This window comes from Mycolicibacterium stellerae (assembly GCF_003719305.1).
GTDB lineage: Bacteria > Actinomycetota > Actinomycetes > Mycobacteriales > Mycobacteriaceae > Mycobacterium > Mycobacterium stellerae.
This window is the reverse complement of sequence record NZ_RARC01000010.1, coordinates 46,194-66,572: the sequence shown is the minus strand read 5'-3', so window position 1 is coordinate 66,572 and position 20,379 is coordinate 46,194. Positions and strand designations below refer to the sequence as shown.

Annotated in this window: 21 protein-coding genes; 8 read left to right on the top strand and 13 right to left on the bottom strand. The window is 65.2% G+C overall.

Annotation, left to right across the window (positions count from 1 at the left end):
• The first annotated feature begins 24 nt into the window (after positions 1–24).
• Both D6M19_RS14730 and D6M19_RS14725 read left to right on the top strand, forming a co-directional pair.
• On the top strand, positions 25–189 hold the full coding sequence (locus D6M19_RS14730; protein ID WP_123025973.1) for a hypothetical protein: 165 nt from the start codon (positions 25–27) through the stop codon (positions 187–189).
• Positions 190–1,659 carry an alpha,alpha-trehalose-phosphate synthase (UDP-forming) gene (locus tag D6M19_RS14725; RefSeq protein WP_123025972.1) on the top strand — a complete coding sequence of 490 codons (1,470 nt, stop codon included), beginning with the start codon at positions 190–192 and terminating at the stop codon, positions 1,657–1,659.
• Here D6M19_RS14725 and D6M19_RS14720 read toward each other — a convergent pair.
• From D6M19_RS14720 to D6M19_RS14665, 12 genes are all read right to left on the bottom strand, one after another.
• Positions 1,646–2,140 carry a mammalian cell entry protein gene (locus tag D6M19_RS14720; RefSeq protein ID WP_123025971.1) on the bottom strand — a complete coding sequence of 165 codons (495 nt, stop codon included), beginning with the start codon at positions 2,138–2,140 and terminating at the stop codon, positions 1,646–1,648. The genes D6M19_RS14725 and D6M19_RS14720 overlap by 14 nt on opposite strands.
• Positions 2,140–2,865 carry an Rv1363c family protein gene (locus tag D6M19_RS14715; RefSeq protein WP_123025970.1) on the bottom strand — a complete coding sequence of 242 codons (726 nt, stop codon included), beginning with the start codon at positions 2,863–2,865 and terminating at the stop codon, positions 2,140–2,142. Before D6M19_RS14715 ends, D6M19_RS14720 begins: the two co-directional genes overlap by 1 nt.
• Positions 2,866–4,572 (bottom strand): virulence factor Mce family protein, encoded by a 1,707-nt coding sequence (locus D6M19_RS14710; RefSeq protein ID WP_123025969.1) that lies wholly within the window; start codon positions 4,570–4,572, stop codon positions 2,866–2,868.
• Complete coding sequence (locus D6M19_RS14705) at positions 4,572–5,765, bottom strand: MCE family protein (protein ID WP_123025968.1); 1,194 nt, start codon at positions 5,763–5,765, stop codon at positions 4,572–4,574. The genes D6M19_RS14710 and D6M19_RS14705 overlap by 1 nt, the downstream gene beginning before the upstream one ends.
• Entirely contained in the window at positions 5,765–7,174 is a 1,410-nt protein-coding gene (locus tag D6M19_RS14700; RefSeq protein WP_123025967.1) for an MCE family protein, read from the bottom strand. Before D6M19_RS14700 ends, D6M19_RS14705 begins: the two co-directional genes overlap by 1 nt.
• Positions 7,171–8,229, bottom strand: coding sequence for a virulence factor Mce family protein (locus tag D6M19_RS14695; RefSeq protein WP_123025966.1), 1,059 nt, complete (start codon positions 8,227–8,229; stop codon positions 7,171–7,173). Before D6M19_RS14695 ends, D6M19_RS14700 begins: the two co-directional genes overlap by 4 nt.
• Positions 8,222–9,256 carry an MCE family protein gene (locus D6M19_RS14690; RefSeq protein WP_123025965.1) on the bottom strand — a complete coding sequence of 345 codons (1,035 nt, stop codon included), beginning with the start codon at positions 9,254–9,256 and terminating at the stop codon, positions 8,222–8,224. Before D6M19_RS14690 ends, D6M19_RS14695 begins: the two co-directional genes overlap by 8 nt.
• Positions 9,256–10,458 (bottom strand): MCE family protein, encoded by a 1,203-nt coding sequence (locus tag D6M19_RS14685; protein ID WP_123026088.1) that lies wholly within the window; start codon positions 10,456–10,458, stop codon positions 9,256–9,258. Before D6M19_RS14685 ends, D6M19_RS14690 begins: the two co-directional genes overlap by 1 nt.
• 9 nt (positions 10,459–10,467) lie before the next feature.
• Positions 10,468–11,310, bottom strand: a complete 843-nt coding sequence (locus D6M19_RS14680; protein ID WP_123025964.1) for an MlaE family ABC transporter permease — start codon at positions 11,308–11,310, stop codon at positions 10,468–10,470.
• Positions 11,307–12,071, bottom strand: coding sequence for an MlaE family ABC transporter permease (locus D6M19_RS14675; protein WP_123025963.1), 765 nt, complete (start codon positions 12,069–12,071; stop codon positions 11,307–11,309). The genes D6M19_RS14680 and D6M19_RS14675 overlap by 4 nt, the downstream gene beginning before the upstream one ends.
• A gap of 266 nt (positions 12,072–12,337) precedes the next feature.
• The gene (locus D6M19_RS14670) at positions 12,338–13,258 is read right to left on the bottom strand and encodes a 3-oxoacyl-ACP reductase (protein WP_123025962.1); all 921 of its coding nucleotides are present in this window, start codon (positions 13,256–13,258) and stop codon (positions 12,338–12,340) included.
• 13 nt (positions 13,259–13,271) lie between these two features.
• Positions 13,272–13,463: a ferredoxin gene (locus tag D6M19_RS14665; RefSeq protein ID WP_067077361.1), complete on the bottom strand. Its 192-nt coding sequence runs from the start codon at positions 13,461–13,463 to the stop codon at positions 13,272–13,274.
• A 176-nt stretch (positions 13,464–13,639) separates the two neighbouring features.
• On the opposite strand from D6M19_RS14665, the gene D6M19_RS14660 reads away from it, so the two are divergent.
• The 4 genes from D6M19_RS14660 to D6M19_RS14645 are packed head-to-tail and all read left to right on the top strand — an operon-like array spanning position 13,640 to position 18,186.
• Positions 13,640–14,818: an acyl-CoA dehydrogenase family protein gene (locus D6M19_RS14660; protein ID WP_123025961.1), complete on the top strand. Its 1,179-nt coding sequence runs from the start codon at positions 13,640–13,642 to the stop codon at positions 14,816–14,818.
• Positions 14,819–14,835: 17 nt separating this feature from the next.
• Positions 14,836–15,933 carry an acyl-CoA dehydrogenase family protein gene (locus D6M19_RS14655; protein WP_123025960.1) on the top strand — a complete coding sequence of 366 codons (1,098 nt, stop codon included), beginning with the start codon at positions 14,836–14,838 and terminating at the stop codon, positions 15,931–15,933.
• Entirely contained in the window at positions 15,930–17,450 is a 1,521-nt protein-coding gene (gene fadD17, locus D6M19_RS14650) for a long-chain-fatty-acid--CoA ligase FadD17 (protein ID WP_123025959.1), read from the top strand. The genes D6M19_RS14655 and fadD17 overlap by 4 nt, the downstream gene beginning before the upstream one ends.
• Before the next feature lie 10 nt (positions 17,451–17,460).
• Positions 17,461–18,186, top strand: coding sequence for a helix-turn-helix domain-containing protein (locus tag D6M19_RS14645; protein ID WP_123025958.1), 726 nt, complete (start codon positions 17,461–17,463; stop codon positions 18,184–18,186).
• Here the strand turns inward: D6M19_RS14645 and D6M19_RS14640 are convergent.
• The gene (locus D6M19_RS14640) at positions 18,126–18,518 is read right to left on the bottom strand and encodes a VOC family protein (protein ID WP_123025957.1); all 393 of its coding nucleotides are present in this window, start codon (positions 18,516–18,518) and stop codon (positions 18,126–18,128) included. The two genes, D6M19_RS14645 and D6M19_RS14640, sit on opposite strands and share 61 nt — an antisense overlap.
• 241 nt (positions 18,519–18,759) lie before the next feature.
• On the opposite strand from D6M19_RS14640, the gene D6M19_RS14635 reads away from it, so the two are divergent.
• Complete coding sequence (locus D6M19_RS14635) at positions 18,760–19,500, top strand: envelope biogenesis lipoprotein LpqN (protein WP_407665345.1); 741 nt, start codon at positions 18,760–18,762, stop codon at positions 19,498–19,500.
• Between the two features lie 133 nt (positions 19,501–19,633).
• Complete coding sequence (locus tag D6M19_RS14630; protein WP_123025956.1) at positions 19,634–20,377, top strand: hypothetical protein; 744 nt, start codon at positions 19,634–19,636, stop codon at positions 20,375–20,377.
• The last annotated feature ends 2 nt before the right edge of the window (positions 20,378–20,379 follow it).

The window sequence follows — 20,379 nt, the reverse complement described above, 5'->3', positions numbered from 1 at the left end:
CCGGCCCACCTATATGGTGGTGTGATGGCTACAAAATCTGATCCCGCCGAGCTCGGCGACGTCGAACCGCTAGCCGACAGCACCGCCAGCCAGGCCCGGCGCGTTGTCGCGGCTTATGCGACCGATGCTGACGAATGCCGGGTCTTCCTGTCGATGCTCGGCATCGGACCGGCGAAACTCGAGGCGTAGGTGAGTCCGGGGAGCGGCCACGAAGGCGGCCCCGGCAACTCTGACTTCGTCGTCGTCGCCAATCGGCTGCCGATCGACATGGAACGGTTGCCCGACGGCACGACGCAGTGGAAGCGCAGTCCCGGCGGGCTGGTGACTGCCCTCGAGCCGTTGCTGCGCCGCCGCAAGGGTGCGTGGATCGGCTGGCCGGGCGTTCCGGACAGTGACGAAGATCCGATCGACGAGGAGGATCTTCGGCTCTGGCCGGTGCGGTTGTCGGCAGAAGACGTCGCGCTGTACTACGAGGGCTTCTCCAACGCCACGCTGTGGCCGCTCTACCACGACGTCATCGTCAAGCCGATCTACCACCGCGAGTGGTGGGACCGATACGTGGAGGTGAACCGACGGTTCGCCGAAGCCACCTCGCGCGCCGCCGCCGAAGGCGCGACGATTTGGGTTCAGGACTACCAACTCCAGCTGGTTCCCAAGATGCTCCGGATGCTGCGTCCCGATCTCACCATCGGGTTCTTCCTTCACATTCCGTTTCCACCGGTGGAGCTGTACATGCAGATGCCGTGGCGGACGGAGATCATCGAAGGACTCCTCGGCGCGGACCTGGTCGGCTTCCACCTGCCTGGCGGCGCACAGAACTTCCTGATTCTGTCCCGACGCCTGGTGGGCGCCAACACCTCACGCGCGTCGATCGGAGTGCGGTCACGTTTCGGTGAGGTCCATGTCGGCTTCCGCACAGTCAAGGTCGGCGCGTTTCCCATCTCGATCGACTCGGGTGCACTCGACGCCAAGGCCAAGGAGAGAGGTGTCCGCCAGCGTGCCCGTGAGATCCGCAGCGAGCTCGGCAACCCGCGGAAAATTCTGCTCGGCGTCGACCGGCTCGACTACACCAAGGGGATCGACGTTCGGCTCAAGGCGTTTTCGGAGTTGCTGAAGGAAGACCGAATCAAACGCGACGACACCGTGCTCGTGCAGCTCGCGACGCCGAGCCGCGAGCGCGTCGAAAGCTATATCGAGATGCGCGAGGACATCGAACGCCAGGTCGGCCATATCAACGGCGAATTCGGTGAGGTCGGCCATCCGCTCGTGCACTACATCCACCGGCCAGTCCCCCGCGACGAATTGATCGCCTTCTTCAAGGCGGCCGACGTCATGCTGGTCACACCGCTGCGGGACGGCATGAACCTGGTGGCCAAGGAGTACGTCGCATGCCGCAGCGATCTCGGCGGCGCCCTCGTGCTCAGCGAATTCACCGGAGCCGCAGCGGAACTGCGCCAGGCATACCTGACAAACCCGCACCACCTCGACGGCGTCAAGGACGCGATCGAGGAAGCGCTGAATCAGGAACCCGAAGAGGGCAGACGCCGGATGCGCGCCCTGCGCAGGCAGGTCCTCGCCCACGACGTCGACCGTTGGGCGCGATCGTTCCTCGACGCGCTGGCGTCGACACGGACGGGCGAGGACGTCAGATCGGGGTGATGTAGTTGATCAGCCACTGGCCGTCGACCTTGACGTAGTCCACCTTAAGTCGACTGCCGTCGTAAACGGGCTGTTTGGACTTGTCGGTCACCGTGCGGTTCAGGTACACCATCACCGAGCCAGAATTCCGCTGTGCGGCAAGCACTCCCACGCCGACGGTATTGGCCTGGCTGACCAATTGGCGCTCCCGCGCCTGCGGGATGATGTCCTTGTTCGCGCGGTCCTTGAACTCCTGGCGATAGCTCGGTGTCAGCAACGGATAGATGTCGTTGAGGCTCCGCTCGACCGTCTGATAGTCGTAGCCGAACACCTTGGGGATCTGCTCGGAGGCTTTGTCGGCGAGAATGGCGCGCGCATCGTTCTCACCCTGGATCTCGACCCCGGTCCAGTAGTACCGACCACCGATAGCGGCCAGCGCGACGAAGCCGCACGCCAGCAGAACGGACAGCGCGCCAACCAATTTCGCGACCCGCGACGACATCAGTTGCCCCCGTCGGGGTACTTGAGGTCATAGAAGGACATGTGTCCATTGTCGTCCTCCGCCACGGTGACCCGTAGGCGATATGGCTTGGACGGCGCGTTGTTTCCGTCCAGGTCGGTGACCGTGACCCGAACCGCCACCAGGACGTCGGCCCGGTCGGCGACCTTGTCGAGCTTCTCCAGTGCAGCGCCGTTGACGACGGCCTCCGCGCTGGCGTTGGTGTCACGGAACAACAGCTTGAGGTTCTCGGTGTTCTGACCCTGGCTCATCATGTCGCGCAGAGGTCCGCTGGTGTTGTTGACGAACCGGTCGACGTCCTCGTCGATCGTCTGCTGGGTGTAGCTGAACATGTTCACCACGAACTGCGACGCGGTGTCGACGAAGAGCTGGTTCCGCGCTAACTCGGCTTCCTCGCCGCGTTGGTGCTTGGCCGTCAGAAAGACGGCCACCCCAACAGCGACCAGCAACACCAGCGTCGTCGCCAAGGACACAAGGGCCGCCAACGCCCGGTGGGGTTGCCTGCGCGGCGGCGGCCCCTCCGGCCTGGACAGCCGAACCTTGACCGGCTTGGGCGCCTCGACAGGAGCGCCCGTCGAGTGGGGGTCCCTCCCTCCCGAAGGGGAGGGGGAGGTCGCCGCACCGCCGGAAGGGCCGGCCGCCCGCGACGCACGGCGCCGTCCCGGCGGCTTCGGCGATGGTTGCGTCGAAGCCGTCTCTTCGCTCATCTACGCCTGCCTCGGAGCCAACATCAGATCAACCCAGTTTTCCGCGGGGGCCAGTTTGTCAGCTCCACCCGCGAATACGCCAGTTCCCCCGGCTGGGTCGACGAACTTCCCGTTCTGGTCATAGCTAGCGCTCGCCACCGGCGCCGCCTCGGCGGGCAGCGGTGGCACGTCGGAGGGTGGTGGCGCGTCCGCGGGCGGTTGCCCTGGCAGCGGCAACGGCTCACCCGCGGGCGCGGGGGGTGGCGGGCGTCCGTATGGCGGCACCGCCTGGTCCGGCGGTGCGTAGAACGGGAACGGCGAAGGGAGCGGACCGGGCTCGTTGGGCGGCACAGGCAGCGGGTACGGCCCGTGCGGTGCAGGACCTGGTCCTGGCGCAACACCCGGCGGCAGCTGCACCGCCGGTGGGCCGGGATCCGGGTCAACCTGCGGCGGGATGAACGGAAACTTGTTCTGCGGCAGAATCATCCGTGGATCGGTGATCGGCTCGCCGTATGGAACCGGCGGCCCACGCCATGGATTGCTGCCAAGCGGCACATAGCCCTTCGGGTCCCGGCAGAGCTGGATGGTGGGCGCCCTCTTGCCGGGGAACTCCTGGCATGGATAGTTGCGTGCGCCGCGGACCACCGACGGGTCGTTCTGCGCGGTCTTGCAGTACAGGTCGGGCGGAATGTCGCGCAGCGTGGTGTCGGCGGGCGAACGGATCAGCGACGGCGGGATGAATCCCGTCGTGCAGGGCGGCGGATCCTGCAGGTGGATCTTGAAGTCCAGCTTGCCGCCCTCGTCGGCGGGCACACCGCCTGCGACGGTTCCCAACGCGGCCATCAGCGCGGGGAAGATCACCAGCGCCTGTTCCAGCGACTTGCTGTAGATCACGCCGATCCGGCCGAAGTTGGCCAGGTTGGCGGCCAGCACGGGGAAGGACGGCCGGATACCGCTGAAGGTCTCGTTCGCCGCCTGGGTTGCGCCAGGAACTGTCTGCAGCGTCGACCGCAACTGCGGGTCGGCGTTTGCGACCTGCTCGGTGAGCCGGGCCAGCCCCTCTGACAACGACTTTATGTCGTCGCCGCCACGGATCTGTGCGTCGAGGAAGGGACCGGCCTGATCGATCAGCGAAGAGACCTGCCCGTAGTTGGCGTTCGCCTCGTCGACCAGCAGCCGCGAAGACTCGATCAGCCGCGCCAATTCGGGGCCGGATCCATTGAATGCCTTGAACGTTTCCCGCAACAGATCCTTGATTCGGGTGTCGCCGACGCTGGCAATCAGCCTGTCAGATTCCTCGAGCAGGCCGGCGATGTCCTGACCGATGGCCGTGCGGTCCTGACCGATGCTCGCGCCGTTGCGCAGCTGCGCCGAGGACGGGTTCTCCGGCGGCACCAGGTCGATGTACTGCTCACCGACAGCGGAAACGCTCTTCACGGTCGCGGTGACGTTGTCGGGCACCGGGGTTCCACTGTTGAGCCGCATGTGGGCGACGATGCCGTCGTTGGTCAACCCGACCGATTCCACCCGGCCGACCGTCACGCCGCGGTATGTAACGTTCGCGTTCTGGTAGATGCCGCCACCCGCAACGAAATTCGCGTCCACCTTGTAGGCGCCGATGCCAACCGCGGCGGGCAGGTGCAGATAGAAGATCGCTATCGCGCCCACGGTGAGCACCGTGACGATCGCGAAGATCGACAGCTGTAGCTTGGTCAGCCGGTCCAGCATCAGGGCCCCTCGTCGTGCTGGGTCGCGCTACCAGGGGGGATCTTGAACGGATCGGCCGCCTGGCCCGACAAGTTGGCAAGCGCACCGGTGAGGAAGTCGGGCGGATTGATGATCTCGCTCATGTGGGCCATGTTGGTGTCCAGCCCCCACGAGGTGGTGAACACCGACTCGCCGAGGCGGCGCAACGTCAGGTCGAACGTGGTGTACACGTTCAAGTAGTCGCCGCGCACCGCTCGCCGCAGGTACTTGTAGTGGAATGGGAAGGTCGGCAGGAACTCCAGGTCCTTGATCAGGTAGTCGACGTTGTCGTTCAGCGACTTGATGACCGGGAACAGGTCCTTGAAGTCGGCGGCGAAATCGTCCTTGGTCTTCTGCAGGATGTTGCTGGCGATTCCGGCGAAACGCTGAAGCGCTGCGAATGCGTCGACGATGTTGCCGCGGTTCTTGTTCAGCACGTCCAGCGCGGCGGGCAGCGTGTCAAGGGTGCGCCCGAGGCTGTCCTTGCTGCGCGCCAGGATCCCGGAGAACCGGTTCAGCCCTTCTGCCGCTGCGATGATGTCACCCGTCTGCCGATCGAGCGACGCCGTCAGCTCCGCCAGCCGCGGCACCAGATCGGTGAAACTGCCCTGCCGGCCCGCGACGGCGTTATAGGCCTCGTCGGTGATGTCCTGCAGCGCACCGAGATTGCCCTTGTTCACCACGACGCCCAGCGATGAAAGCACTTCCTCTGTTGTCGGGTAACGCCCGGTACGGTCAAGCGGAATCTGTGAGCCTTCTTTGAGCTGACCGACTCCCTTCCCGTCCACCGGCGGGGCGAGGTCGATGTGCTGGGAGCCCAGCAGCGAGGTCTGCGCAACCTTGGCTATCGCGTTCTCCGGCAGGTTGACGTTCTCGTCCAACGACAGCTGCACAGCCGCATAGAAGGTGCCGTCCTGACGCTGGATCGCTTCGATGCCCGACACACTTCCGACGGTGACGTCGTCGACCATCACCGGCGAGTTCTGTGGCAGCGTCGCGACGTCGGGAAGCGCAACCGTGATCTTGTACGAACCCGAACCATGCCCGGCCGTACCCGGCATGTTGATCGAGTTCAGCCCGCCGAACGAACAACCCGCGAGCAGCGTGGCGCCGGCCGAGATCGCCACCGTCTGCTTGGCGGCACGGGATGTCAAGGCGTGCAACAGGTTGCGCATCACCCACCTCCCTCGGCCGGAAGCGGGCCTGCGGCCGGCGGCGCAGCCGGTGCATTCGGGTCGGCAGGTCCAGGCGCGGGCGCCGGAGCCGCCTCTGGCCCACCAGCGTGTGACGTCGACTGTTCCGGCGGCACCATCAGTGAACTCAGGTCGGTTGCGGCCGAGGGGCTCGGCACCGTCACTCCTGGCGCGGGCTGCCACTGCAGATAAGGCACCGGCGTCTCGGCCTTCGCCTCGGTTTGCGGTGTGTCGTAGATGATCTGGCCCTTGTAGGCGGTGATGCTGTTGATCGGGTGGAACAGCAGCGGCGGGAAATTCATAGTGATGCGGCGTAGCACCGGACCCATGCGTTGCCGACAGAGTTCGGCGCGCTTGTAGTTGTCGGTCGACGTACCGGCGTCGAAAACACCACCGCAGATGAACTGGACCGGGTTGCCGAAGTTCGGCAGCGTCAACAGGCCGCCGACGGTGCCCTGCGCCGGGTTGTAGATGTTGTAGAAGTTCGCAAGGCCGTTCGGCGTGATATGCAGGATCTGTTCGATGTCGTCGCTGTGCTCGGTGAGGATGCTGGTGAAATCGGTCAGCTTGTTCACCTGGCCGATCAATGCGTCGTTGCTCTCGTTGAGGAAGCCCTTCACATCGCCGAGAGCCTGGTTCAGGGTGCCGAGCGTGTTGTCGAGATCCGTTGTGCTGTCGGCCAGCACCTGTGAGACGGATGCGACGTGGCCGGTGAACTGGACGATCTGTTCATTGCTGTTGGACAGGGCGTTGATCAACACCTGCAGATTGCGGATGGTGCCGAACAGATCGGTTCGTGAGTCACCCAGCCTGCCCGCTGTCTGCGAAAGCTCCCGCAGCGCCTCCCGGAACGAGTCGCCGTTTCCGTCGAAGGTGTCGGCGGCCTGGTTGACGAACGAACTCAGCGGACCCTGCATGCCTCCCTGCTGCGGGCCGAGCTCCCGGCTCAGCGCCGACAATTGCTCCTTGACCTCGTCCCATTCGACCGGCACCGCGGTGCGGTCAAGCCCGATGCTGGCGCCGTCGGACAGTACAGGCCCGCCGGTATAGGCCGGAGCCAGCTGAACGAAGCGGGCGGACACCAGGTTCGGCGAGATGACGAGCGCCTTCGCATCGGCGGGCACCTTCACCCCGTCGTGCAGGGTCATGGTGACTTTGACGTCGCTCGCGCGCGGTTCGATCGAGTCGATCTTTCCCACCGGCACACCGACGATGCGGACATCGTCGCCCGGATAAAGGCCAACCGTTGACGTGAAGTAGCCGACGACCTTGGGCCCGGTTCGCGACGGCCACACCAGGTAGACGCCGACTGCCAGCACAGCGACCAGCACGGCGGCCAGCGCAATCCGCAGCCAACGGCTGCGGTCCGGGGACGAATTCGCGTAGGTCATGGTGACTTCGGCCTGATGATCAGTCGCTCGGAGATGTAACCCTTGAGCATGTCGGAGAGGCTGTCGGGCAGCTTGCCCGGCTGGAAATACGTGTCGAACAAGACTTCTGCGATCGGCGCGGGCGGCAGACCGTACAGGTTGATCTGGAAGCCGGGTCCCGAGCCGACGACCTCACCGAGCGCCGTCGCATACGGTGGCAGCCGCTTGAGCGCCTCGCCGATGTGCTCGCGGCGTTCGAGAAGGTTGTCCAGTACCAGGTTCAGCTTCTCCAGCGCGGGCTTGAACTCCTTGCGATTATCGGCGACAAAGCCCGAAAGCTGTTGGGACACATCGTCGATTCCCGCGATGAGGTTGCTCAGCGCCTGGCGGCGCTCGTCAAGTGCGGCGAACAGCAGGTTGCCGTCGAGAACCAACTGGTTCACCTGGCCCGCACGCTGAGCCAGCGTGTCCGAAACCTTCTTGGCGTGCACCAGAAGCTGTTCCAGCGCCTCGTCGCGCTTGTTGATGCTGCGCGACAGCGCCGTGACGCCGTCGAGCGCATTGCGCAGCTGTGGCGTCGAGTCGCGAAGAGAGTCGGTAAGCGTCTGCAGCGCCTGTTCGAAGCGCGGCTTGTCCAACTCGCTGGCGTTCTGGCCGAGGTCCTGCAGCGCGGTGTTGAGCGTGTAGGGAGTCGTGGTGCGGCCCACCGGGATAACGGTGGAATGCCCGCCGCCGCGGGGCGTTACCGCCAGCGACTTCTCCCCGAGCACGGTGTCGGTCTTGATGGCGACCAGAGACTGGTCGCCGACCTTGACGTCACGGTTCACGGTGAAGGTCACCTTCGCCGTATCGCCTGCGAGCGCCACTCCCGTCACCTTGCCCACGTTGATGCCCGACACGTTGACATCGCTGCCCGGCGTGATGCCGCCCGCGTCGGTGAAATACGCCTCAAACGGCTTTCCCTGCGGCCAGAATGGCAGGCTGGTGTAGCCGAACGACACCAGCACAAGGCATGCCACCAGGATGATCCCGAATATGCCTGTGCGCAACGGGTTTCCGTCGTCGGGCCTAGCCATCCTCCGAGCACCTCCCCTTTGACGGATCCGGTGGCCCACCGAATGGAACGAGAATGTCGCTGCCCGCGGGTCCGTTGATCTTCAACCGCGTCGAGCAGTAGAAGATATTGAAGAACGATCCGTATGCACCAAGTGCGTTGAGCCGCAGATAGTTTTCGGCAAGCGGCTCGATCACCTTGTTGATGTCCGCCTTGCGCACGTCCATCCGGTCTGCCATCGGCCGGACGTTCTCGATCACACCCTGGATCGGTCGACGTGACTGCACCAGCATGTCGGTCAGGTCGTTTTCGGCGGACGCCAGCGGCGGGATGGCACCGGCGATGGGATCGCGATTCTGGGCCAGGCCGGTGAGCAGCTTCTGGAGCTGGTCCACGCTGGCGTCGAACTGTGCGCCCTTCTCGTCGACGGTGCCGAGCACGGTGTTGAGGTTGGTGATCACGTCGCCGATGAGCTGGTCGCGCGCCGCGAGGTTCTGGGTGAAGGCGCCGGTGGTCGACAGGAGGTTGGACAGCGCGCCGCCCTGGCCCTGCAACAACTCCATGACGGCGCTGCTGACCTCGTTGATCTTGGCGCCGTCGAGGCCCTTGAGGACCGGCTTCAGCCCGCCGAGCAGGGCGTCCAGATCGAGGGCGGGCTGCGTGTTCTCCCTCGGGATGGTGCTTCCCGGCGGGATCTTGCGCAATTCGCCCGGCCCTGCGGTGATCTCGAGATAGCGGTCACCGACGAGGTTCTCGTAACGGACGGCCGCGCGGGTGGATGTGTAGAGCTGATAGCGCTTGTCGACCTCGAAGGCGACATCGACGGTGTTGTCCGGGTTCAGCTTCACGGCGCCGACCGACCCCACCGGGACACCCGCGATGCGCACGTCCTGTCCGGCCTTGAGCCGGGCTGCGTCGGTGAACGTCGCGTGGTACTTGCTCTCCGACGCGAACCGGAATTCACCGAACACCACCACCAACATCGCCGCGACCAGAAGCATCGCGACGGTGAAGAGGCCGACGTTGAGTGGGACCCGATCACGCCTCATCAGTACTCGTCCCTTTCCGCGAAGGCGCCGTTGAAAAGGAACTGTGCGGTCGACGGTGCATCGAACTGCAATTCGGTGTTCGGCTGGTACGGGACATATGCGTTATCGGTGACCAGGAATGGCGACTTATACCAGCTTCCGCCCAGCTGCTTGGTCGGAATATTGGGCAGTCCACGGCAATTGGGGCCGCCGGAGGCGTTCACGATCGGCAGGCTCTCCGGGTAGGTGTACGCGGGCGAGCCGGGCAGGAAGTTGGAGGACACGAACAGGCCTGGCCGGGTGCCGCCGATGATCGGGGCGAAGAAGTCCACGGCCTGGCCCGTGCCCACCAGGATGCAGCCGAACTCGGGCGAGTAGTCGCCTGCCACCTTCAACGGCGCCCGCAGCCGGTTGACGGCGGCAATGTAGTCGTTCTCCGCCGGTTCGAGGGTGGCCGTGCCGTTGTTGGCAAGGCCGGTTGCCGCCAGCAGTGTCGCGTTCAGGTTGTCCTGCTCGTCGACGATGGTGTCGCTGATGGCAGGCACGTTGTCGAGGATACGAGCCAGGTCCGGGCCCGCGTCGCCGTAGATGTTGGCAACTTCGGCGGTCTTCTGGAAATCCTGCTGAAGCGTCGGAAGCTTCGGATTCAATTGCTGCAGATAGTAGTTCAGCCCGGCGACGAGGGCGCCGAGATCGTCTCCGTGACCACGAAGGCCTTCCGCGAGTGCGCTGAGCGTTCCGTTCAGGTGCACCGGGTCGATCTTTTGCAGCACGTCGGTCAACGTCTGGAAGAGGGTGTTGACCTCGAGCTGCACGGCGGCGGCCTGCACCTGGGCGCCGGGCCGCAGCGATGTGCCCGAAGGCTTCTCGGGCGGAACGAACTCAACCGACTTGGCGCCGAAAACCGTTGTGCTGGCGATGCGAACCACCGCGTTGGACGGGATGAACCGCAACTCGTTGCTGTCGATCGCGAGCGTCAACTTCGCCTGATCTCCCGCATACTCGATCGAGTTGACCTCGCCGATCTGGATTCCGCGGTACTTCACCTTGGCGTCGCGGTCCATGACAAGCCCGGCTCTCGGCGAGGTGACGGTGACCGTGTCCGTCGACGTGAATGCCGCCGTGTAGGCAAGGTAGGTAAACACGACGGCGGCGACGAGCAGAGCCCCGAGGATCGCGGCAGCGATCCGCACGTGGCTGCGCTTGGCGTCTCCGTCCGACATCATCCCCACCTATCCGGAGAGGTTGAAGTTACCGGACGCGCCGTAGACGGCGAGTGAGATGAACAGGGTAATGGTGACCACCACGATCAGCGACGTGCGGACGGCCTGACCGACCGCGATGCCGACGCCGACCGGGCCGCCGGACGCGTTGTAGCCGTAATAGGTGTGCACCAGCATCACCGCTATCGACATGACGATGGCCTGCAGAAACGACCACAAGAGGTCGGTGGGCACCAGGAAAGTGTTGAAGTAATGGTCGTAAAGGCCTGCCGACTGGTCGTTGATGAAGACGGTGGTGAACCGCGCAGCGAAGAACGCCGCCAAAACCGACAGCGAGTACAGCGGAATGATCGCGACCATGCCTGCCATCAACCGGGTGGAAACGAGGTACGACACCGAGTGCACGGCCATGGCTTCCACGGCGTCGATTTCCTCGGCAACCCGCATCGCGCCAAGCTGTGCGGTGGTGCCTGCGCCGATGGTGGCCGCCAGCGCGATGCCCGCGATGACCGGCGCGACGATGCGCACATTCAAGAAGGCCGACAGGAAACCGGTCAGCGCCTCGATGCCGATGTTTCCCAGCGACGAGTAGCCCTGTACGGCGATGACGCCGCCGGATGCCAGCGTCAGGAACGCGGCAACGCCGACCGTGCCGCCGATCATCACCAGCGCACCGGTGCCCATCGTCATTTCGGCGATGTTCCGGATCGTCTCCTTGCGGTAGCGGGTCAGCGCGTTGGGGATGTAACGGAAGGTCTCGCCGTAGAACAGCGCCTGCTCGCCGACGGTGTCGACAGCCCGCGAAAACCCGCCGAGGAATCGGCGGAACCGCACAGTGACGTCGTAACTCACCGCACCAGCACTCTCACGCCGATCGCGGTCATGATGACGTTGATGACGAACAGACAGATGAAGGCGTAGACGACGGTTTCGTTGACGGCGGTGCCGACGCCCTTTGGCCCGCCCTGCACGGTCAGCCCGCGGTAGCAGCCGACCAGCCCGGCGACCACGCCGAACAGCAAAGCCTTCACCTCCGCGAGCACGAGCTCGCCGAGGCCGGTGAGCACTGTCAATCCGTTGATGAACGCGCCCGGGTTGACGCCCTGCAGGAACACCGAGAAGACATAGCCGCCGGAAAGGCCGATTGCGCAGACAAGCCCGTTCAGCAGGAGTGCGACGACCGTGGAGGCCAGCACGCGCGGTACGACCAGCCGCTGGATCGGGTCGATGCCAAGCACCCGCATCGCGTCGATCTCCTCGCGGATGGTGCGGGCGCCGAGGTCGGCGCAGATCGCGGTGGCACCGGCGCCGGCCACCACCAACACCGTCACCACCGGCCCGAGCTGGGTGATGGTGCCGAACGCCGTGCCCGCGCCGGACAGGTCGGCCGCGCCGATCTCACGCAGAAGGATGTTGAGCGTGAAGGCCACAAGAACGGTGAACGGAATGGCGACGAGCAGGGTCGGGATCAGCGAGACCCGCGCGATCATCCACGTCTGTTCGAGGAACTCACGGAATTGAAAGGGCCTGCGGAAGATCTTGACGAACGTGTCGATGGACATTTCGACGAACCCGCCCACGGCCCGCGCCGGGACCGCAAGCTGTTCGATCAACCTCGGCTCCGTTCTCGGGGGCGGGGGCTTTCACGAATTGTCCACCATGGCGAAGCTTCCAAAACTGCATGCCGTGGCGACTCTTCCACCCCTGCGTCGCGCGCAACTCTTAGTGAGCCGGATCATACTAACTAGAACGTGTTCGCAGTGTCAAAGGCCCCGGATTGAGACAATAATGCAGCTTATGTCCAGGTCAGGCAGTGTGTGACCCAGGTCATTCTAGAACCTGTTCTAGCTATTTTTCGACCGTGGCGCTCAGTGACCTCTTAGGAATTTCCCATCAGGTTCATGGCGGAGAATCCCCGCTCGAGCTCCCGGCCAGCAAAGAACTCGCGCAGCGTCGAACTCAGCTTCTCAGGCGCCCACGCGGAGCTGTCCGCGGTGAATTGCTGCTCGACGGTCGGTGCCGCGACCAGCGTCACCGTCGGCCCGTACACGATGAACACCTGGCCGCTGACGCCGTCTGACGCGGGCGATGCCAGGAACCGAACCAGCGAGACGACGTGCTCGGGCGAAAGGCTGTCGATCTCGCCTGCCGGGAGTTCTGGTGCATCACCGAACACGTCTGCCGTCATTGCGGTTCGTGCCCGCGGGGCGATCGCATTCGCCCGGACGCCGTAGCGCTCGAGCGCCCTCGCGGCCGTCAGCGTCAGTTGGATGATGCCGGCCTTCGCCGCGCCGTAGTTGGCCTGTCCGACGGGGCCGGTGAGGCCCGCCTCAGAAGACGTGTTGATGATCCGGCCGTAAACCGAACCGTCGCCCTCCTTGGCCTTGGCGCGCCAGTAGGTCGCGGCGTTGCGGGTCAGCAGAAAATGCCCGCGCAGGTGCACGGCGATGACGGAGTCCCAGTCCTCGTCGGACATGTTGAACAGCATCTTGTCGCGGGTGATGCCCGCGTTGTTGACGACGATGTGGAGCCCACCGAGACCTTCGGCAGTGGCGACGAGCTCGTCGGCGGTGGCGCGCTGACTGATGTCACCCTCGACCGCGATGGCCTTCGAGCCTGCCGCGGCGATCTCGTCGAAGACGTCTGAGGAGTCAAGGGCCGCGGCCATGTCGTTGACGACAATCGTGGCGCCCGAGCGGGCCAGACCGATCGCCTCGGCCCGGCCAAGGCCGGCCGCTGCGCCGGTCACCACCGCAACTCGGCCGGACAGATCGGTCAGGTCGTCCTGTTGTGCGCTCACTTAATGAATACCTCTAGTCCTTGCGAAGCAACGCGGCGCGCGGGCATTCTGCGATCGACTGCTCGGCCAGGTCCTCCTGGTCGGCGGCCACCGGGTCCTGCTTCACCACCGCGTAATCCTCGTCGTCGAGATCGAATAGGTCAGGCGCGATTCCCACGCAGACGGCGTTACCTTCACACCGATCGCGGTCGACTTCAACTCGCACGACAACCTCCTAGCATTGCGCTCCGACGGGCTGTTCCCGGGCAGCAACCACAATACGACCAGGTCGGCAGGCTACCGGCGGGAACCGTCGCTGGACCCTCAGACTAGAACGTGTTACAACCGGGGTGGCAGATTGGGTCTGCTTCTACCGTTGTTTGCGACGTTAAGGACGAGGCGATGCGGATCGGCTATACCCCCGAGCAAGAGGAGTTGCGCCGCGAACTGCGTGCCTACTTCACCAAGCTGATGACCCCCGAGCGCGCCGAGGCGCTCAGTTCCAGCGACGGGGAAATGGGACGCGGCACCGTCTACCGCGACACCGTCGCGCAAATGGGCCGCGACGGCTGGCTGACGCTGTCGTGGCCCAAGGAGTTCGGCGGTCAGGAGCGGCCACCGATGGACGGGCTGATCTTCAACGACGAGGCCTCGATCGCCAACGTGCCGGTCCCGTTCCTGACGATCAACAGCGTGGCGCCGACGATCATGGCGTTCGGCACCGACGAGCAGAAGAAGTTCTTCCTGCCCAAGATCGCCGCGGGCGAACTGCACTTCTCGATCGGCTATTCGGAGCCGGGAGCGGGCACTGACCTGGCCGCGCTACGCACCACCGCGGTGCGCGACGGCGACGATTACGTCATCAACGGCCAGAAGATGTGGACCAGCCTGATCGCCTACGCCGACTACGTCTGGCTGGCGGTGCGCACCAACCCGGAAGCCAAGAAGCACCGCGGCATCTCCATGCTGATCGTGCCGACAACCGCCGATGGCTTCTCGTGGACGCCGGTGCACACCATGTCGGGCGTCGACACCAGCGCGACCTACTACCAGGACGTCCGCGTGCCCGCGACCAGCCTGGTCGGTGAGGAGAACGCGGGCTGGAAGCTGGTCACCAACCAGCTCAATCATGAACGGGTAGCGCTGGTTTCGGCACAGCCAATCTTCTCGGCACTCGACGGGGTCCGCGACTGGGCGCAGAACACCAAGGACGCCCACGGCAGGCGGCTGATCGATTCAGAGTGGGTGCAGCTCAACCTCGCCCGCGTGCACGCCAAGGCCGAGGTGCTCAAGCTGATCAACTGGGAACTGGCCTCCACCGAGGACGCTCCGTCGCCCGCCGATGCGTCGGCGGCGAAGGTGTACGGAACCGAGTTGGCCACCGAGGCCTACCGTCTGCTGATGGAGGTGCTCGGCACCGCAGCGACGCTGCGCACCGACTCCCCCGGCGCGCTGCTGCGCGGCCGGATCGAGCGGATGCACCGGTCGTGCCTGATCCTCACGTTCGGCGGCGGCACCAATGAGATTCAGCGCGACATCATCGGCATGGTCGCGCTCGGCCTGCCCCGGGTGAACCGGTAGAGACGGAGAATTCAGCCATGGATTTCACGACCACGGAAGCGGCCGACGACCTCGGCGGTCTGACACACACCATCACCGAATCTGTGTGCACGCCCGATCGCCAGCGTGAGCTGGACAAGCTGGCCGAACGCTTCGACGACACCCTGTGGGCCAAGCTCAAGGACGCCGATATCCTGTCCACCACGGCACCGGAGTCGTTGGGCGGCGGGGGTTTCGGCGTGCTGGAGCAGGTCGCGGTGCTCGTCGCACTCGGCAGGCAGATGGCCGCGGTGCCCTACCTCGAGTCGGCGGTACTCGCCGCGGGTGCGCTGGCGAAGTTCGGCAGCGACGAGCTCCAAAACGCGTGGGCGGTGCCCGCGGTCAACGGCGACAAGATCGTCGCCATCGCTGTCGAGGGCGACATGGGTGAGGGTCCTGTCCAGGGAGCTGCCAACGGCGACGGCCATCGGCTCACCGGCACCCGCACCCAGGTGTTCTATGGACCGGTGGCCGACGCGTTCCTGGTACCCGCCGAAACCGACTCGGGCACAAAGGTTTTCCTGGTGGCGAAGGACGATGCAGGCGTTACGGTCACGTCGCTGGACACCACCGGCCACGGCAGTGTGGGCCACCTGGAGCTGCGGGGCGTCGAGCTCGGGGCCGACAGGGTCGTCGGGGGCAACGACGTCGTTTCGTGGCTGACCACGCACGCCACGTTGGGCCGCAGTGCATTTCAGCTCGGTGTTGTCGAGCGGGCGTTGGAGCTGACCGCGCAGTACGCGCGCGAACGCGAGCAGTTCGACCGGCCGATCGGCAGCTTCCAGGCGGTTTCGTCCCGGTTGGCCGACGGCTACATCGATATCAAGGCGCTGCGCCTGACCGTGACGCAGGCGGCGTGGCGCTTGTCGGAGGATCTACCCGCAGAGGTAGAGGTGAGCACCGCGGCGTTCTGGGCGGCCGAAGCGGGACATCGCGTGGCGCACACCGCGGTGCACGTGCACGGAGGCGTCGGCATCGACACCGACCATCCCGTCCATCGTTACTTCCTGGCGGCCAAGGAGACCGAGTTCGCGGTCGGCGGCGCCACCGGGCAGCTGCTGCGCATCGGTCGGGAACTGGCTGACACACCGGCTTGAACCCAGCAACAGGAAGCGAGCTTCCCACCGTAACGTCGCTGATCACACCGCTGATCGACGTCGACGATCGCGGTGTGCACTTCGAGGAGTCGTTCACCTCGTGGCGCGACCACATTCGGCAGGGTGCAGCGGTGGCCGCGGCCCTACGCGCGCGGATGGACCCCGGATTGCCGCCGCATGTCGGCGTGTTGTTGCAGAACACCCCGTTCTTCTCGTCGTTGCTCGTCGCTGCCGGCCTTACCGGGATCGTTCCGGTGGGCCTCAACCCCATCCGCCGCGGCGCCGCATTGGAGCGCGATGTCCAGCACGCGGATTGCCAAGTCGTTCTTGCCGATTCGGCGTCAGCGGCTGTAGTCGGTGATATCGAGCACATCGACGTGGACTCGCAGGAGTGGGCGGCCGAGGTCGCGGCGCACCACGATGTCCCGGTGACGGTACGCGCCGCCGAGCCGGCCGATACGTTCATGCTGATCTACACCTCGGGCACCAGCGGTGACCCCAAGGCGGTCATCTGCAGCCACGGCAAGGTCGCGATCGCGGGCGTGATGATGACCGAACGCTTCGGTCTCGGAGCCGACGACGTCTGCTATGTGTCGATGCCGCTCTTCCACTCGAACGCGGTGCTGGTCGGCTGGGCGGTGTCGCTGGCCTGTCAGGGCTCGATGGTGTTGCGGCGCAAGTTCTCTGCATCGCAGTTCCTGCCCGACGTCAGGCGCTACGGCGCGACCTACGCCAACTACGTCGGCAAGCCGCTGTCCTACGTGCTCGCGACGCCGGAGCGCCCCGACGACGGCGACAACCCGCTACGCGCGGTGTACGGGAACGAGGGGGCGGCCGCCGACGTCGACCGGTTCGCGCACAGGTTCAACACCCTTGTCGTCGACGGATTCGGCTCGACAGAGGGCGGAGTCGCGATCGGCAGGACGCCGGACACCCCGCCGGGCGCGTTGGGCCCGCTGCCGGAGGGCACCGAGATCGTCGACGTGGAAACCGGTGGGCCGTGTCCGCCAGGTGTCACGGGTGAGATCGTGAACACCGCGGGCGCCGGACGTTTCGAGGGCTACTATAACGACCCCGATGCCGATGCCGAACGCATGCGTGGTGGGGTCTACCACAGCGGCGACCTCGGATACCGCGACGAGAACGGCTACGTGTACTTCGCGGGCAGGCTGGGCGACTGGATGCGCGTCGACGGCGAGAACCTCGGCGCTGCGCCGATCGAGCGGGTGCTGCTGAGGCACCCAGACGTGATCGAGGTGGCCGTGTACGGGATACCGGCGCCCGATGTGGGCGATCAGGTGATGGCTGCCCTGCTGCTGGCGGATGGCGCCACCTTCGACGTCGAATCATTCCGCGAGTTCCTGACCGAGCAGCCCGACCTGGGGCCCAAACAATGGCCGGCACTCGTGCGGATCGCCACCGAACTGCCTCGGACCGAATCGTTCAAGGTCATCAAGCGCCAGCTGGCCGCACAGGGCACCGCCTGCGAAGACGCGGTCTGGCTCGTTCGGCGGTAACGTCGATTGAGTGGGTTACCGTGACTTCCCACCTCCGCCGCACCTGCGCGAGCTTGTCGAATGCGCGTGGGTGGTGGACGGACCCCCTGAGCCGGTCCGCGTTCTTCCCGATGGCTGCATGGATCTCATCAGGATGTCGGGCCGCATCGTCGTCGCCGGTCCTGACACCACCGCCTTCGTCAGCCCCCGCGGTCGAGAAGCGTTCGTCGGCTTGCGGTTTCGGCCGGGAGCCCTGCCTCGGCTGCTCGGCGTCCCGGCAGCTGAGCTGCGCAACGACCGCGTCCCACTTACCGACCTCGGCGTGAGGTGTGCGCGGGACAGCTCGCTGACCGAGCTGACCACCGCACTCGCCTCCGACGAGCCGGTGAAGGAGACGGCGCCCTGGTCACTTGGCCAACTGCGGCACATCACCGAGAGTCTCGAAAGCGGTACCGCCGTAGCCGAAGTGGCACAGCGAGCCGGTTGGTCGAGCCGCACGCTGCAGCGTCACTGCACCGCGGTGTACGGCTACGGGCCGGCGACCCTGCGCCGCATCTTGCGGTTCCGCCGTGCGGTTCGGCTGCTCGACGATGACATCCCGACGGCGGACGTGGCGGTCACGGCCGGCTATGCCGACCAGCCTCACCTGCACCGCGAAGTCCGTGGCCTCACCGGGATGTCGCTTGCGGCTCTGCGTCAGGGCAGCGGGCAGAACAGGTCGACCGATGTGCCGTCGGGATCGGTGACCGTCGCGTAGCGCTGACCCCATGGGGCATCGAAGGGCTTCAGCGCGCCGGAATGCCCTGCGGCCGTGAGCTTCTCGAAAAGCGCGTCGACGTCCGCCGGTTCGCTCACCTCGAACGCGATCGCCACCCGGCCCTGCTGCGTCGGCGGAGTCCACCCGGGGTGCATGCCCGCGATGATTTCTTCGTCGTCGAATGCCAGCCTGTTGCCACCAGGGAGCTCCGCCTCAACGTGCGGGCCTTCCGGTTCGGGAATGTCCAAACCCAGTAGCCGATAGAAGTCGAGCGCGCGCTGCAGGTCCTTGGTCGCGATCTCCACCACCGTCGATGTGACTCGAATGTCCATACCTGCAGGTTATGGCGGACGGCCAGGCGGCGTCGTGAACAAATCGGACACAATGCCAGCCTGCATGGCAAACTTATCCGAAATACGAATTTCGCTTGCGGAGATGACCCCCGGTGGCATTGAGTACATCTACTCACCCTGCCCAAGGGCAGTTTTCGACTACAGTCCCGTGAGAACCGGTGCCGAACAGTGTTTGCCATCGGTCTCAATGCCGATCATCTGACCGACAGGAGTTAACACAATGAAGATGTCGCCCCATGTCGCCGCCATCGCGGCTCCAAAAGCCATCGTCGGCGTTGCCGCCGTCGCCGCCGCCATCAGCCTGGTTCTCTCCGGCTGCGGCTCGGACACCAAGACCGAGGCCACGTCGTCGTCGAAGACCACCAGCAAGACGACGTCCAGCGCGACCGCCGCGCCGTCGAAGCAGAAGGTGGCCGAGCGTGACGAGGATGCCGCGGGACCGAACCCGACCATCATGAGCTACGTCCAAGAGAACAACATTCAAGAAACACAGGTCAACCGCGGTGATCCCGGTTCGCCGACCATCGACCTTCCGATCCCCGAGGGCTGGGAGCCCGCCGGTGAGGACACCCCGGAGTGGGCGTACGGCGCGATCACGTACACAGGCCCGGAGGCCGCGGAGTACAGCCCCAGCATCGTGGCGTTGCTTTCCAAGCTGACCGGAAATGTCGACCCCCAGAAGATCATCGACCTGGCTCCCGGCGAAATGAACAACCTGCCCGAATTCGAGGCGTGGAACGAGGGCGCCACCAGCACCCTCGGTGAATACCCCGCCTTCCAACTCGGCGGCACGTGGCAGAGCGAGGGCATGACCAAGATCACCGCGCAGAAGACGGTGGTGATCCCCGGCCAGGATGGCCTTTATGTCCTTCAGCTGAACGCCGACGGACTGGAAGACCAGGCCGATATCATCAGCGCGGCAACAGATGTGATCGACAACGAGACGACCATCTCGTTCTGAGACGACGACCCGACGCGGACATGTGAGCGGACCGCATACGGGCAATTCATAGGGGATCACCCGATATCTCTGCGGACTCATCGGGCGTAGCGTCCGGCAGATATCAACCACAGATGTGAGAGGTGGTCCACACATGGCAACGAGGAAATCGGCGGCGACGTGTGCGCTGGCAGCGATTTCGCTGATCTCCGCGGCGGTGACAGTCGCGCCGACGGCGTCGGCCCGCGAGTGCGTATGGCGGTTGGGCCCAGACCTCGTCCTGATCCAGGACAACGGCCTGAGGGTCGAGGGCAGCACTGACAACAACCATGTCGTCGGCACCGTCAGGTATGCCCATACGGGGGGCGACGACTGGACGACCGGAACGCTCGACGGTCCTGGCGGCTTGACCGGTGACGGAAGCACGTTCTCCATGAAAGTCAACTGGACGCAGGGGCCCGGCGCGGGCACATCCAGCAGCTATACGGGCCACATCGGAAACGACAAACGGATACTCGGCTCCACAACGAACAACCCGGGCGGTGTCCAAACCGGCTGGACGTCGCAGTACAGCGCGTTCTGCGACGAACCGCCGATCAAGGATCTCGAGGTGACTCCCGGCGAGCCACTTGGTACGCCCGCCGGCCCCGCTGACAACAAGCCTGCGACACCCAAGGCGCCAACTGAGGCGACCGTCATCGCGGATACGGACATCTACGACAAGCCCGACGGTAAGGGGCAGAGGATCGGCACCCTGTTCGTCGGCGAAACGCATCCGTTGATGGAGCCATGCAGGGACGACTGGTGCCGGGTCGGCCAAATCGAGCTCGGCGGCTTCGAGGGACTGCCCAACGGGACGGCCTGGGTCTACGCGAAAGGCTTTCTCACCTTCTCCTGACC